Origin of the sequence: Gracilinema caldarium (assembly GCF_029265695.1) — a bacterium.
GTDB lineage: Bacteria > Spirochaetota > Spirochaetia > Treponematales > Breznakiellaceae > Gracilinema > Gracilinema caldarium_A.
In genome coordinates, this window is sequence record NZ_JAJUHW010000022.1 from 32,071 (window position 1) to 45,766 (window position 13,696).

General features: G+C 47.7%; 15 protein-coding genes. 9 read left to right on the plus strand and 6 right to left on the minus strand.

The window, feature by feature from the left end; translation table 11 throughout:
• Positions 1-40 precede the first annotated feature (40 nt).
• Complete coding sequence (locus tag Q7P68_RS08500; protein WP_304224775.1) at positions 41-325, plus strand: type II toxin-antitoxin system Phd/YefM family antitoxin; 285 nt, start codon at positions 41-43, stop codon at positions 323-325.
• Positions 325-654 (plus strand): type II toxin-antitoxin system RelE/ParE family toxin, encoded by a 330-nt coding sequence (locus Q7P68_RS08505; protein ID WP_304224776.1) that lies wholly within the window; start codon positions 325-327, stop codon positions 652-654. Before Q7P68_RS08500 ends, Q7P68_RS08505 begins: the two co-directional genes overlap by 1 nt.
• Before the next feature lie 111 nt (positions 655-765).
• On the opposite strand, the gene Q7P68_RS08510 is transcribed toward Q7P68_RS08505, so the two are convergent.
• The 5 genes from Q7P68_RS08510 to Q7P68_RS08530 form a co-directional block, all read right to left on the minus strand.
• Complete coding sequence (locus Q7P68_RS08510) at positions 766-2,010, minus strand: MFS transporter (protein WP_304224778.1); 1,245 nt, start codon at positions 2,008-2,010, stop codon at positions 766-768.
• 157 nt (positions 2,011-2,167) lie between these two features.
• Positions 2,168-2,971: an ABC transporter permease gene (locus Q7P68_RS08515; protein WP_304224781.1), complete on the minus strand. Its 804-nt coding sequence runs from the start codon at positions 2,969-2,971 to the stop codon at positions 2,168-2,170.
• Position 2,972: 1 nt separating this feature from the next.
• On the minus strand, positions 2,973-3,785 hold the full coding sequence (locus Q7P68_RS08520) for an ABC transporter permease (protein WP_304224783.1): 813 nt from the start codon (positions 3,783-3,785) through the stop codon (positions 2,973-2,975).
• Positions 3,782-4,774, minus strand: coding sequence for an ABC transporter ATP-binding protein (locus Q7P68_RS08525; protein WP_304224785.1), 993 nt, complete (start codon positions 4,772-4,774; stop codon positions 3,782-3,784). The genes Q7P68_RS08520 and Q7P68_RS08525 overlap by 4 nt, the downstream gene beginning before the upstream one ends.
• Before the next feature lie 19 nt (positions 4,775-4,793).
• Complete coding sequence (locus Q7P68_RS08530; protein WP_304224787.1) at positions 4,794-4,937, minus strand: hypothetical protein; 144 nt, start codon at positions 4,935-4,937, stop codon at positions 4,794-4,796.
• A gap of 165 nt (positions 4,938-5,102) precedes the next feature.
• On the opposite strand from Q7P68_RS08530, the gene Q7P68_RS08535 reads away from it, so the two are divergent.
• The 4 genes from Q7P68_RS08535 to Q7P68_RS08550 all read left to right on the plus strand — a co-directional run bounded on the left by Q7P68_RS08535 (position 5,103) and on the right by Q7P68_RS08550 (position 10,330).
• Positions 5,103-6,917, plus strand: a complete 1,815-nt coding sequence (locus tag Q7P68_RS08535; protein ID WP_304224788.1) for a GAF domain-containing sensor histidine kinase — start codon at positions 5,103-5,105, stop codon at positions 6,915-6,917.
• A 1-nt stretch (position 6,918) separates the two neighbouring features.
• The gene (locus Q7P68_RS08540) at positions 6,919-7,557 is read left to right on the plus strand and encodes a response regulator (RefSeq protein ID WP_304224790.1); all 639 of its coding nucleotides are present in this window, start codon (positions 6,919-6,921) and stop codon (positions 7,555-7,557) included.
• A 274-nt stretch (positions 7,558-7,831) separates the two neighbouring features.
• Positions 7,832-9,106, plus strand: a complete 1,275-nt coding sequence (locus Q7P68_RS08545; protein WP_304224791.1) for a methyl-accepting chemotaxis protein — start codon at positions 7,832-7,834, stop codon at positions 9,104-9,106.
• Between the two features lie 9 nt (positions 9,107-9,115).
• Positions 9,116-10,330, plus strand: coding sequence for an EAL domain-containing protein (locus tag Q7P68_RS08550; RefSeq protein WP_304224792.1), 1,215 nt, complete (start codon positions 9,116-9,118; stop codon positions 10,328-10,330).
• A 10-nt stretch (positions 10,331-10,340) separates the two neighbouring features.
• On the opposite strand, the gene Q7P68_RS08555 is transcribed toward Q7P68_RS08550, so the two are convergent.
• Entirely contained in the window at positions 10,341-10,544 is a 204-nt protein-coding gene (locus Q7P68_RS08555) for a hypothetical protein (RefSeq protein ID WP_304224793.1), read from the minus strand.
• A 391-nt stretch (positions 10,545-10,935) separates the two neighbouring features.
• Between Q7P68_RS08555 and Q7P68_RS08560 the strand changes: the two genes are divergently transcribed.
• The 3 genes from Q7P68_RS08560 to Q7P68_RS08570 form a co-directional block, all read left to right on the plus strand.
• Positions 10,936-11,874, plus strand: a complete 939-nt coding sequence (locus Q7P68_RS08560) for an AraC family transcriptional regulator (RefSeq protein ID WP_304224794.1) — start codon at positions 10,936-10,938, stop codon at positions 11,872-11,874.
• 231 nt (positions 11,875-12,105) lie between these two features.
• Positions 12,106-13,056 carry a hypothetical protein gene (locus Q7P68_RS08565; protein WP_304224796.1) on the plus strand — a complete coding sequence of 317 codons (951 nt, stop codon included), beginning with the start codon at positions 12,106-12,108 and terminating at the stop codon, positions 13,054-13,056.
• Between the two features lie 163 nt (positions 13,057-13,219).
• The coding region (locus Q7P68_RS08570; RefSeq protein ID WP_304224797.1) for a helix-turn-helix domain-containing protein at positions 13,220-13,696 on the plus strand (477 nt) is incomplete at its 3' end.

Genomic DNA, 13,696 nt, shown 5'->3' on the forward strand with positions numbered 1-13,696 from the left:
CAGTCTTTTTATGGTATATTTAAAAGACTGAAGTTTTAATATGACTATAAATTTTAAGAATGATATTAAACCTATTTCTTATCTAAAGACAAATGCCGCAGAAATGATGAAATATGTCAATGAAAATCGAAATCCAATTATTATCACACAGAATGGTGAGGCAAAAGCAGTTTTAATGGATATTGATTCTTATCAAAATATGCAAAATGCATTTGCTTTATTAAATATTATCAAAATATCTGAAGACGAAATAAAAAAAGGAGATTTTCAAGATTCAGAAGAAGTATTCACAGAGTTAAAAAATAAATATTTTAAGGATCAATAATGGAATATACAGTTCATATTCCAAACAGCGTAAAAAAAGATATAGAAGAAATTATCGAATATTATCTTTTAGAAAAACCAGATTATGCAAAAAAGATATTTGAATTGATTACTACAAGACTTCATTCATTAAAATATTTCCCACAAAAAAGCAGGATTGTTTCTGAACTTCTAGAGTATAATATAAATGATTATCGTGAACTTATAGAATCGTATTGGCGAATTATATATAGAATTGAGAATAATCATGTCGAAGTATTTACTGTTATAGATTCTAGAAGAAATGTACAAGATTTATTAGTTGAAAAATTAAAAAGAAAAGTCGTCTAATATCTGCTTTAACCGATGCTCCTATTGTCACGGCTCGTGTATCTTGCTTTGATCGTTCATGCATAAACCGTGTCAATCCCGCGCAAGAATGCGCGGGTCAGGTTTTGCAGGTTAAGTGTTCGTTGTTTTTTTCAGCGCTTCCTTCCGTAGGATAAGAAAGCTGGGAATGGCGATGAGTTCCGCCACCAATGCAAGGATGATTACATACTGGATGCCCAGGTCATACAAGAGTCCCATGAGACTGCTGGATGCAAAAAGGGCTAGTCCGTAGGCGGTGTTAAAAATGCCGTATCCGGTGCCCCGCTTTTTAATTGGTGTAATGTCGGCGATGGCGCTTTTCATAATGGTCTCGTGGGTTCCCATGACTATACCCCAAAGAATCGCTGCTGCTATGGCAGCCCCTTTGGAAGGCAGGGCAAAGCCGACTAAGGGGATGAGGAGAGAAACAACGGGAATGACCGCCAGGGTGACAAGGCCGCCGTGTTCTGAATCCTTTCTTTTCTTAAAATGGTCGTACAAGAGGCCGATGGCGATGGCAATTACACCGTCTACAGCCATGGCGATGGCGTAAAAGAGGGCAATTTCCGCACCGGAAAGGATACCCTTGGCCGCATAGTGATACGAGAGTATGGGCCAGCTTACGAAGCCCAGGGTGGTTATAAAGCTAAAGGTTGTATAGAGCCAAAAGGTCTTGCTTAAGACTTCGCCTTCTACCTTTTTGGGAACTATGGCTTCGAGCGTTTCTGGATCCGGGACCCGTAAAAAGGCGTAGAGGAGGCTCATCATAAGGATGATGAAGGGGATCCAGAGCAAAGCATAACCGGCCTTATAAGAGGCGAGGTCAGTCCCGTGGGCGCCGAATGCAAAGACAGCGGTAAAGACGAGGGGGCCTAAGAGCGCGCCAAGCTGGTCCATGGCTTCGTGGAGACCAAAGCCAAAGCCGGTACCGATATGTTTGGTTGCGGTAGAGAGGATGGTATCTTTAGCAGGGGCTCTGAGGGCCTTGCCGAAGCGTTCCATGACCATAAACAGCGCGGCGATCTGCCACACGCCGGTGAGGGACAAGAGGGGTACCGAAGCAAGGAAGCTGTATCCTAAAATGGCAAAAAACCAATATGCCTTTGTTTTATCCGCAAAGTAGCCTGAGGCAAGACGGACTATATAGCCTAAAAATTCACCAAGACCTGCAATAAGGCCTACCAGAGCTGCATTGGCCCCCAGGGTTTTGAGGTACGGGCCGTTAACAGCCCGGGCTCCTTCGTACATGATGTCCCCAAAAAGACTTACAATGCCAAAAATGATGATTATCTCAATGGCAAGCCGTTTTCCCTTTTCGGGAGATGTAAATCTTCCCATGGTTGTACTCCTTGTTTCCATATCAGATTACGATAACGGTATTTGATACAAAAATAGGCATTTTTTGTGGCCATGGCAAGCCAGCAGGCTGGGGCCCCGAGGGGCTGTCCTGGCAAGCCAGCAAGCTGGGGTACCGCTGCCGTGCACCGCGATAAGTTTAGCTCCCGGCGCTTTCGTAGGCACTGAGGCCCCGGTTCCAGATGAGCCTCCCTATAACGATGAGGCTTGCGCCGGCAATCACGGTGCCGCCGAGGGAAAACAGGGTCTGCTTCCCCGTGAGGAGCCAGGCGGCGGGATAAAAGGCGGTAAAGGCAAAAGGTATGACATAGGTAACCACCGTCTTTACCAGGAGATTATAGATGGTTACTGGATACTTGGCGAAATCGCTGGTCATGTAAACCATGTGTAGGAGGCTTCCCGACTGTTTGGTCCACAGGGCGATGGATGCAAAAATGATCTTGATCCCCGTATAGATAAGGGTCCCAAAGATCACTGCCAGGATGCCTCCTGCGATTTTAAGCGGTGTAAGGGTCAGCGCAAGACGCTGTGCAGCGATACAGATGAGCACAATGCCTGTAAGGAGTTCCCCAAGTGCATCAACCTCAAAGCCTTCCAATAATACATGGTGGAGCGGGTCGATCGGGCGGGTGAGGTATTTATCAAACTCACCCTGGCGGATCAGAAAATAGGCCACCTTCCAGAGGTTGTCCGCATAAAAGTGATCAATACCCCGGGGGATAAGGGAAAACCCGTAAATGAAGATAATCTGGTCCACCGTCCAGCCTTCCAATTGGGGGATGTTCCCGAAAATGATGGCAATGAAGACGAGGTTAAAAAATTGTCCTAAAAAGAAGGCCAGGGCGCCGGTTAAGAAATCTGCCCGGTATTCCATGATCCGTTTTATAAACTGGCCGGTAAATATCCAGTAGAGGCGGAAAAAGCGCTTTATTTTTTGTTTCATATCAACCTCCCTGTACGGTCAGGTGTCGTTCGGTGAGCCGCCAGATCAGGGCCGAAAGGCCGTACAGAAGCGCCGCCCAGAAAATCTGAGTTGCCATGGCCGAAAGTATCATCAATCCTTGATATTTTCCGGTATAAATCATAACCGGTGTGTAGCGCATGGACCCAAAGGGCAGGAAGGCTAACACCCGCTGTACTGCCTGGGGAAGAAAGCCTAAGGGTATCATGCCGCCTGAAAGGAAATTCAGGATGCCAAATTTCAGCATGTTGATGCCCCACAGGTTCTTAAAGATAAAGGCCAGGTATCCGAAACAGACATCGAAAAAGAACATGACCAGGTAACTGAGGCCCACGCTGGTCAGGTAGAGCACAAAGGTAGAGAGCGAAAACTGCAATACACCTGTTTGGGCATAGCGGAACCATTCGAGACCTGCAAAGACCGGAATGGCTACCAGGAGCATAATAATCAGTTTTTGTCCCAGTTCGGTAAAGAGGATGCTCAGGTTAAAGCTTACCGGTTTTATCATCCGCATGGCAATGCTCCCCTGAACTATTTCTTCGCCCACTATGTAAGAAGCCTCGGTATCCACGAGGAAGCCCGTGATGTTGGCCGCAAAAATGTAGATGGTCATGTCCAAAAAGGTAAAACCGCCGATGCTGCCTCCGGGGCTGTACCGGAATACGGCACGCCACAGGAAAAACATGACAAAGGTAAAAAACACCTGCCCAAAAAAGAAGCCCAGGAAGTTCCATTTGTAGGCAATGGCCGACTGGATACCGGCGCTTGTAAAGGGTGTATAGGCCTTTAGTCTCATAGTTCCACCTGCCGCTGGTAAACCCGTCTGAGTATCTCTTCGATATCGATGTCCTGAACTGCGATATCTTTGACCTTAACGGTTTGCAGGACCGTGGCAAGCATATCCGGCAATGAACAGACCTCGGTGTTAAAACGGACCCGTACTTTTGCTCCTTCCTTCTGGATGTCCAGGTCCTCATGGGGCGGGAAGGGGATCTGTTCTGCATGGTCCGGTTCTTCCAGGACAAAGGTAATGTCCCGGATTTTACCGAAATGAGTTCGTATCCGGTCCAAGTCGCCGTCGTAGACGAGTTTCCCCTTGTCGATAAGGATAATCCGCTTGCAGAGCTGTTCGATATCGCTTAAGTCGTGGGTTGTAAGAATGATGGTTGTTTTTTCTGTCCGGTTTATTTCCTTAATAGCCCTGCGGATGCTGTCCTTGACTACAATATCAAGTCCAATGGTGGGTTCGTCCAGGAACAGGACCCGGGGATTATGCAGCATGGATGCGGCGATGTCGGCCCGCATTCGCTGTCCCAAGGACAGGGTCCGAACCGGGCTCGACATAATGGGGCCCAGCTCCAGGACATGGTCAAGAAATTCCAGCCGTTCTTTGTATACACTGTTGGGAATGTCGTAAATCTCTTTAAGAACCGTATAGGTTTCGGTCAACGGAAGGTCCCACCAGAGCTGGGTCCGTTGACCAAAAACTACGCCGATTTCCCGGACATAGCGTTTCCGCTCCTTTTGGGGAATGTAGCCGTTAATCCTGCACCAGCCGTCGGTGGGGGTAAGGATGCCGGTGAGCATTTTTATCACCGTGGATTTTCCCGCCCCATTGGGACCGATAAAGCCGAGAATTTCCCCCACCGGGACCTGGAAACTCACATCATCCACAGCGCGGACGATTTCCTTTTGGGGCGAAAAGAGGCTTTTTATGCTGCCCCGGACGCCCTTTTCTTTGACTATTTTTGTAAAGTGTTTTACCAAATGATGTACTTCGATCATAGAGAGCAATAATACCTCTTCAGTGATTAAAAAGATACAGTACCATTCGTAGTATTAATGAATCATGGTTCTGTTCCGATGCCGGTGTTTTCTGCCGGTTTTCCCTTGCCCAGTCTTCGGGCTGTTTCAAGTACATATCGACCGCGGTTTGTATATCGAACATGGAATGTTCCTCCCTTATTATGGATAGTCAAAACATACCAAAATGAGATTGATAAACCTCCAGTCAAAAGACTGGATTTTTGCTGGCCGAATGTGGAGCCACAAACCTAGCCAGATGGCCAGGTTTGATGAGACAAATAGGCCACATTGGAGTATAGTGGGAAATATGAAACCGAAACGGGCGAGCCGCAGGGCTGAAAAACAGGAACAGCCCAGGACGAGCAAAATCTTGCAGCGAAAGATCACTGAACTCGAGCTGCGGATTGGAGCGGCAGAAAGCCTGCAAGAAATTATAAGTATGATAAACGCCCAGGTGCCGTTGGACGAGCTCCTTCATCGCGCGGTTCGTCTCGCCGCAATACGCCAGAGGGCCGGCGCCTGTGTATTGCATCACTTTGATTTGAAAAATGAAATCGTTGTACAGGTTGCAAGCTGCGGAATGGAGGGTATTTTCCAGGACGGCCTTGTGCGCTCTTTTTCTGAATTGGGCCCCTCAGGCGGCAGCGGATATCTGGAAGCCCTCGAGCGGAGGTATCCCATCTATCAAAATTATCCTCCCTATCCTGAACGGGTAGAGATAATCCGGCAAGCTCAAGATATACCTGAGCCGATAAAGGCTGAACGCATCGCCCTGCGCAGCAGGTACGCGGCTTCTTTCGCAGTGCCCATTTACCTGCAGGAAACCCTGTATGGAGGCATGGTTTTTTATTATTCCGAACCTCAGCAGTTCCGGGAAGAACAGATACAGCTTGGACTTGCTTTCGGTGAACAGATCGCCGTGGCGCTGCAGAATGCCTATCTGCTTTCGGAAATGCAGCAGCGGAGGAAAATAGCGGAAGGGTTTCGGGAGATTATCAGAAAAATTAATGGCACCGAATCGCTTCAGGAAGTACTGGATCTCATTGTTGGAAGAACGGAGAATATTCTGGAATGTCAGAGTTCTGCCCTCTATATTTGCGAGGATAGCTGCATCCGGCTGCAGGCCTTGCGGGGAGAATTCCCGATACCTGTTCCCACTATTGTTGCCAATTGCGGGGAAGGGATTATCGGGAAGGCGGTGGCTGAAAAACAGCGAATCATTATCCCTGATCTTTCACAGAATGATGCTGACGATCGGGCTGATTCTTTTGGTTTAGAAGCAAGCTTATATATTGACCCGATACATTATCAACTTGATGCAGCTATACATGGCTCGTTTAAGGCTCTGCTTGTAGAGCCCCTGTTCAGCCAAGAACGCACTTTTGGTGCCTTAGCCTTTTATTACCGGGATATACACCGCTTCGACCAGGATGAATTAGATCTCGCCGAAGTGTTTGCAATTCAGGCTTCATTGGCAATAGAAAACACTATGCTCAGAAAACAGGCCATACAGGTCGCCGCCAGTGCAGAACGGGAACGGCTTGCCCGAGATTTGCATGACTCGGTATCCCAGAGCCTCTTCTCGGCAAATCTTATTGCCCAATCATTGCCCCAACTCTGGCAAACCAGACCGGAACGGGCTACGGAAGAATTAAATAATTTGCTTAAGCTGACCCAGGGTGCGCAATCGGAAATGCGGGGGCTCCTTTTTGAATTGCGGCCTAAAGCCTTGGAATCTGTAATGCTGCGGGATTTGGCGGAGCACGCAATAAACTCCTTTGCCGGCAAAACCCTGATTCCGGTAGAAGCGGATATTGAGCTTAATGCAGAAATACCGTTAACGGTAAAAATCGCGGCCTACCGTATCCTTCAGGAGACACTGAATAACATTGCAAAACATGCAAAGGCCCGTAAGGTAACAATTGAACTAAAAGGAGACGGGGAGGGATTCTCCCTCATGCTACAGGATGATGGTAAAGGATTTGCCCCGTCTCATGGGTATAATGGCGGTCAGGGCCTTTCAATTATGGAAGAGCGGGCCCGTCTTGCAGGCGCTCGCCTCACGATAGACAGCGAGCCTGGCAAAGGAACGCGTGTGTTTTTTAAATGGCCGGGGGAATAAGATGCAAAGACCCGTTCGTATAATGATAGCCGACGATCATCCGGTAGTCAGGAAAGGTCTTGCGACTTTTCTGGAAACCTATGATTCCATTCAGGTGGTGGCCGAGGCGGCCAATGGCAGAGAAGCGCTGGAACTGTATAGTGCCGCAAAGCCAGATGTGGTACTCATGGATCTTGATATGCCCGATATGGATGGTGTGACCGCCACTGGCTGTTTGCGGAACTTGGATCCGGACAGCAAAATAATAATTCTTACGAGCTATAAAAGGGATGAACAGATTCGAGGGGCTCTTAAGGCCGGGGCCATCGGCTATCTGTTAAAAGATATTCCCGCAGAAGAGCTTGCCAAGGCTATTGTGGACGCCGCGGAAGGTAAGCCCGTGTTGGCCCCCGAAGTCGCCCGGAGCCTTATCAATGCCGCCACGGTGCCCAACGAAGCTGATGCGGAGGTACTCAGCCAGCGGGAGCTGGAGGTCCTTGCCCTTATGGGCAAGGGGCTCAATAACAGCCAGATAGCCGAGGCCCTGTGCATTAGCCTTTCTACGGTTAAATTCCATGTAAGCAACATACTTTGGAAACTCGGCGCCTTTACAAGAACCGAGGCGGTAACGCTGGCAATAAAAAAGGGTCTCATAGAGTAAGAATTCCTACATAATTGTAAGGAATTATTGGAAAATATTCATAAATGTAGGGAATCGTACACGCACATAAGGCACGCAGAGCTGCGAAAGGCATACTCTTGCTATTTACAGACCTTACAGGTTAAGTATCTCTATACTGTAAAAGCATATAGATCCGGCGGAAACTTGGTTATTGGCCTTTTTTTTAGGAACAGAAAATTGCCGTTCGCAAAGGCAGCCTTGGCATGATAACTGCTAGTAATATGCGAGAACTGCATCTTACTGAGAGGCCACCATGGATACATCCTGTGAATCTGCGGAAGAACTGGTTAAACTGATACGCCTATGCAACACAGCCCACAAGCTGGACGATCAGGTCCTTTCACTGGAAACCCTGGCTGAGCATCAGGCTAAAACGACTGCCCAGATCCATAACGGCCTTGTATCACAGGTAAGATCTCTGGAGCAATCCCTGGCAACCCAGCAAACCAGTTCGGAAAAACTGCTGGAAAATACAAACACCATCGTAGAATGGCTTGCAAAAGAACAGACCGTAGCGGATTTATTCCAGAAAAACAGCAAAGAAATCCAGTCCGTGTGGTCCGATGTCAAGGAAATATCTCCCTCTATCGGGAAAATGCTCGAATCCATAGGGGCGATCACCAATATATTTGACCTGCTCCATATACTTTCCATAAATACCGCTATCGAAGCTTCCAAATTTGGGGATAAGGGAAGGGCCTTTGCAATTATCGCCAAGGAAATGAGAAAACTGGCGGAGCAATCCCGGTCCTTTACCAGCGCGGTAACAGAACGGGCCGACAGCATAGAAAAAAGCTTGCAGCAGCTTCTTGCAAACCTTTCTCGTTCCATTCAATCCCACGGGCTGTTGGAAAACACCATGAAGGATTTCTTATCAGACAGTGTCTTGATAAAAGATAATACCCAGGAGGTGCATGGTTTTGTGGCCCGCTATAAGGCGTTAGCGGAGGAACAGATTCAGGAATGGAAAGAATCAATAGTGCAAATAAAATCCCTGGAAGAAATGGCAGGCGTCGTCTTTGATAGGTCCAAGCAGATAGAGTCCATGGCGGATTCCCTCTTTACCATGATTAAAGATGAGACTGCCTATGTTACCAAAACGGCTTCCGGCTTTCATCAGGAGGCTGTCCGGGAAGTACAGGATCTGGCAGCCGATATTCCGCTGGATCGTCTGCATGATAAACAGCGGGTAAATGAAACACTCGAAAAGTGGAGTTCCCGGCATGGGCTTTACGAACTGCTGTATGTGCTGGATGCCCAGGGAATCCAAATTTCCCATAACGTGTATGCTCCGAACTATCGCAGCCTTCACGATACAACCGAAGGCTATCGGGTCGATCGGTCATCCAAGGACTATTATCGTATCCCCAGGCAAACAAAAACTCCCTTTGTTTCAAACGTATACTTATCAGCGGCTACCAAGGCGCTCTGCATGACCGTCGCGGTTCCGCTTATGGAAGCGGATGCCTTTAAAGGTGTACTGTGTGCCGATGTGGACCTACAATTTCTATCTTCCTTGCCCTGTTGATGAATCAAAATGAATGATATTATACATACTGCCCGATTCTATGGCCTGCAAACAGGATTTCAGCCCATTATTTCGATAAAGCGCAAAACCGTTATAGGCTTTGAAGCCCTTACGAGGGGAATGGCAGGAAACAGCCAAGCCCCGGTTACTTATGAGGCGCTGCATGAAATGGCCGAAAAACAGGAGCGGCTTGCTTCTTTTGACAGTGCCTGCCAATACAGCGCGCTCCAAGAGTGGCACGCATACCGAGCTCTATTTCCCGAAGCCCTGTTGTTTATCAATTTTGATGTGGCCCTCATCAATTCAGATTTAAAGGGGTACCGGAAATTTGTCGCTATGATCGAATCTGCAGGATTATCTCCGGGCAGCATTGTCATTGAATTGGTGGAACAAAAGGCAGAGCAGGAAGAAAACTTGCTTTTTTTTGTAGAAATTTGCCGGCGGGACGGTTTCCTCCTGGCTATCGATGATTTTGGGGAAGCCTTTTCCAACCTTGAACGATTATTCCTTATCCAGCCTGACATTATCAAAATATCAAAAAAGCTGCTTCATGCCCGGCGCTACTCGCAAGAATACGGACAATCGGTGCTCAAGGGCGTTGCGGAGCTCATTTCCAGCATTGGAGCCATGCCGCTTCTGGAGGGTGTTGAAGATATGCAGCAGCTTTCCGATGCGGTGGATTGCAATATCGATGTAATACAAGGATTTCTCGTATCCCGGCCCATCTTTGATCTCACAGACAGTGCCGCAGCGGCGGTGCGTGAGAGCCTGATAAAAACGACCGATGTGGCCGGCATGCACCGGATGCAGCATATCCAGCTTGGGAAAATTAAGAGCAGCTATTTTATGCAGGAAGCAAAGCACATTTCCATGATTATAGAGATGGAATGTGTCGAGTCAGACCCCGATGTAGTCCTATCATCATGGTTGCATATTGATGAACAGATCGAATGTATGTATCTCCTCTCTGAAAAGGGTATACAGATAACCGAGACCCATTTTGGGAAGATTTGTAAGGTCAAAAACGCGTTATTTCGGCCGGCACGGAAGGGAGATGACCACAGCGAAAAAGATTATTTTTTGTATATCAAAGCCGGGTCGCCCCATTACTATTCCCCTCCCTATATATCCCAGGCAACTGGATCCCTGTGCATCACGATTTCGGTTTATCTGAGCAGGGGCCCCCTGTCGGGGACCATTCTCTGCATCGATTTTAGGTCCTGAAATACTGCCCCTATTCGATCAGAGTAAAGCGGACCTGGCTGACGGGGACCTTTTCCTGGGTGCCCCGGCGCACGAGGTAGTAATCGATAATCCATTCCCCGAGCGGTCCCCCGGCCACATTCAGGAACATGGTGGTAAAGCCCGGGGTATAAAAATAGGAGGGCCCGAATTCCTGGCTTGTTCCGTTCGGATAGGTAAGCTTTATGCTGTACATCCAGATCGGGAATCCGTTGGCATCGGTAAAGGTTGATACGGGAGGGCCCGCAAGCCAGGTTGCAAAGACCTGGGTGCGGTTTGCCAGGTAGCCCTGTTCGTAGAGCCATTTTTGGGACCAGCGGTTCCCGCGGTTAAGGACGACCAGTTTGGTATCGTAGTTGGTTTAGTCTAAAAGGTTCAATCCCATATCTATCAGGTTCCAGGACTGGGCATTGGCCGCAAAATTAACGGTACACGCAAAAAGCACCGTTATACGTTTTTTCATCAGTATACCCTCCGCAATTCTTCCGGGACCTACCGGTCATCTTAAAAGTATACTACAGTATAGCCCAGCCGGTCAGGACTGAGCAAAAAAAGACAGGATCGGGATCTTTTATGGTGATATAGTGATGATGAGTTCACCGCTAGAGGGTGTCCACATCGGGGAGGTTTCGATGGATTGGGCAAGCCGTATGAGGCAGGCAATAGAGTACTTAGAGTCCCATCTTGAATTTCAGGCGGATATGGAAAAAGCGGCTCGTCTGGCCAACTGTTCGCTCTTTCATTTCTGCAGGATGTTCGAGGTGGTCTTTGGCCTGAGCCCCGCCGAGTATCTCAGGCGGCGCAGGCTGAGCGCTGCGGCCCTGGACCTAGCCGCAGTGAAGGACAAGGTTATCGATGTAGCACTTCGCTACGGCTGGGAAAGCCCTGAGTCCTTTGCCAAGGCTTTTAAGCGCCTCTTCGGCATTACGCCCTCCGAGGCCCGCTCCGCATCGGTTCCCCTGGAACTCTGGCCGCCCATAGAGCTTACAGTGATACTCAAAGGAGACAGATCGATGAAATACCGGATTGAACAGCGGGATGCCATGGAGTTTGCGGGGCTGGTGCTCCATACAACGAGTACCGGCGGGGTTAACCTAAAGGCTATTCCCCAGTTCTGGCAGGAAAAGGCCAAGGATGGCTCGGTAGAGCGGCTTGCTCAGTACTGCGGTCCCATGGGCATGCTGGGCATTTGTTATGACTACAAACCGGAGGATAACAGCTTTGCCTACGCTATTGCGGTAGAGCGGGGAAACAAAAGCCTTAAGGACCTTCCGCAGGGGTGCCAGCTTGTACAGCTGCCGCCCGCAACCTACGCGGTCTTTGAATGCCGGGGACCCATGCCCCAAGCGATTCAGGACCTCTGGAAGCAGATTTATACCGACTGGTTCCCTGCCTCTGAATATGAGCATGCGGGTACCCCTGACTTTGAGGTCTATCCGGAGCAGGAGGACCCAGCGGTAACGGATAACAGCCCCAACTACCGGAGCGAAGTCTGGATCCCTATTAAAAAGAAGACCAAGGGCTAAAAAGCCTAGACGCCGAGCTCTGCTAGCGGTACAAGGGTGGGGCTCTGTGCGACTAATGCCAGGGCCCTCGACTCCCAGAACTCACTTAAAGGGATTGTTTCTTTATAAAATAAATTTTTGGAATGACAAAATTAAACATGAGCCAGTATAATTAAAAAATTATTTTTTTCCCAATAAGGAGTATTCATGAATAACAAATTGTGTTTGGTTCGGCGAGTCGCAGTAGGATGTATGGCTGCATGTGCAGTATTTCTGCTCTTTTCTTGTACCAGCGTTTCTGAAACAGCAAAGGACAATGATCCTACTGCAGCAACGGAGCAAACAGAATCACTGCCTCCACCCATAGTGAGGGGAGAATCAAAAGATCCCAACAAGCTCGAGCCTCAAGAGCTGCTGAGCGTTACCCTGCCTGTAGAAAATCCACAGTATTTGAATTGCAGCCCATGGAGTAAGATTAAAATTTTGTCTTCGGTTTTGGATTCCCTGAAACTGCATATGGAATTGTCCCGGGATAAAAAAATTGAACTTTTTTCCCATATCGTAGATAACTTACCGCTCAATGGTCCTGATGGAGTTGTTCGGCAGGTATATATGGGCCAATTTTTTGAAGACAAGAGTCCCCTTGAAATTCGTATAGCTACTATTACTCCTGGACCAACTGCAAAAATAAAAAGTGATAAAATCATCATCTTTATGACCAATGCAGTTCTTAGCAAGGATGGGGACATTCTGCGAGGAAAGGGTCAACTCATTGGTCTCGATGAAAATGCATCCGGGGTATTGCTCTTGCTCGGTGATCAGATTGCAGAAATGCAATTTGTATTAAAAGAATCGGTGCCATCTGCAGAAGAGATTGAAAAGATGGATTCCTTTGGTAAGGTTATGGTCGCCCAGGACATGATTAATGATTTAGATATTACAAACAACGGCAGGGCAAAGGAAATATTGGAATCCATTCTTGCAAAGGGAGATGCTGAAATGCCCCCAGCCAGAATTATAGCCATGCTGATGCTCTACAATGCGAATCTTGCAGAAGGAAACATCCCCCAAGCTGAAGCGCTTTGGGCACAAATTCTTGAGTTGAGTCCCCAAGTCCCCGGGGATATGACACCAGAAAACCTTGAAGCCATCAACGGGACGGACCTTTATATTATTAAACAGTTAATGGCAAATAAATCATAATCTTGCTACTGATGTTTACATAAGCTGCGGTCTGCTGCTCCATAAATGAGTGTAAATTTATGGAGTGGCGTTCCATATGTTTGAATACATTTGGGGAGTTAGGGAGGAAATGGTTAACAAAATATATAAATGATATATATGTTGTTAACAGAGGGTAACAGAAATGAAAACCGATTTCGGAGAACGGCTTCGCGCCGCCCGGATCATGGCTGGCCTGTCGATGGATGCGCTGGTGGCAAAACTTAAAAATGAGCTTTCCAAGGCTGCGATTAGCAAATACGAACAGGGGAAAATGATACCTTCCAGCAATCACCTGATAGCCCTGGCCGAAGCTCTTGGTGTATCGGTAGATTTCTTTTTTTCCAGCCGAAAAATAAATATCCAAGAGCTCAATTTCAGAAAGAATCAATCCCTTAAAGGACGAGTTTTAGAATCTGTGCAAGAAAGGATTCGGGACTCCCTTGAACGGTATTTAGAGTTAGAAGACTTGTTAGGAATTTCCCCTTCTTTTAAAACCCCATTACATGACTTCATTGTTAAAAATGTGGATGATATAGAAGATGCTGCTCATCTGGTAAGAAAGGGCTGGGCCATTGGGCCCGAAGCCCCTGTATCCTTTTTGCTCAATGTACTCGAACAA

Bases quoted from the DNA above. Each gene is read 5' to 3' on its own strand.
- Q7P68_RS08500 (WP_304224775.1), top strand. From the start codon at position 41: ATGACTATAAATTTTAAGAATGATATTAAACCTATTTCTTATCTAAAG.
- Q7P68_RS08505 (WP_304224776.1), top strand. From the start codon at position 325: ATGGAATATACAGTTCATATTCCAAACAGCGTAAAAAAAGATATAGAA.
- Q7P68_RS08510 (WP_304224778.1), bottom strand. From the start codon at position 2,010: ATGGGAAGATTTACATCTCCCGAAAAGGGAAAACGGCTTGCCATTGAG.
- Q7P68_RS08515 (WP_304224781.1), bottom strand. From the start codon at position 2,971: ATGAAACAAAAAATAAAGCGCTTTTTCCGCCTCTACTGGATATTTACC.
- Q7P68_RS08520 (WP_304224783.1), bottom strand. From the start codon at position 3,785: ATGAGACTAAAGGCCTATACACCCTTTACAAGCGCCGGTATCCAGTCG.
- Q7P68_RS08525 (WP_304224785.1), bottom strand. From the start codon at position 4,774: ATGATCGAAGTACATCATTTGGTAAAACACTTTACAAAAATAGTCAAA.
- Q7P68_RS08530 (WP_304224787.1), bottom strand. From the start codon at position 4,937: ATGTTCGATATACAAACCGCGGTCGATATGTACTTGAAACAGCCCGAA.
- Q7P68_RS08535 (WP_304224788.1), top strand. From the start codon at position 5,103: ATGAAACCGAAACGGGCGAGCCGCAGGGCTGAAAAACAGGAACAGCCC.
- Q7P68_RS08540 (WP_304224790.1), top strand. From the start codon at position 6,919: ATGCAAAGACCCGTTCGTATAATGATAGCCGACGATCATCCGGTAGTC.
- Q7P68_RS08545 (WP_304224791.1), top strand. From the start codon at position 7,832: ATGGATACATCCTGTGAATCTGCGGAAGAACTGGTTAAACTGATACGC.
- Q7P68_RS08550 (WP_304224792.1), top strand. From the start codon at position 9,116: ATGAATGATATTATACATACTGCCCGATTCTATGGCCTGCAAACAGGA.
- Q7P68_RS08555 (WP_304224793.1), bottom strand. From the start codon at position 10,544: ATGTACAGCATAAAGCTTACCTATCCGAACGGAACAAGCCAGGAATTC.
- Q7P68_RS08560 (WP_304224794.1), top strand. From the start codon at position 10,936: ATGATGAGTTCACCGCTAGAGGGTGTCCACATCGGGGAGGTTTCGATG.
- Q7P68_RS08565 (WP_304224796.1), top strand. From the start codon at position 12,106: ATGGCTGCATGTGCAGTATTTCTGCTCTTTTCTTGTACCAGCGTTTCT.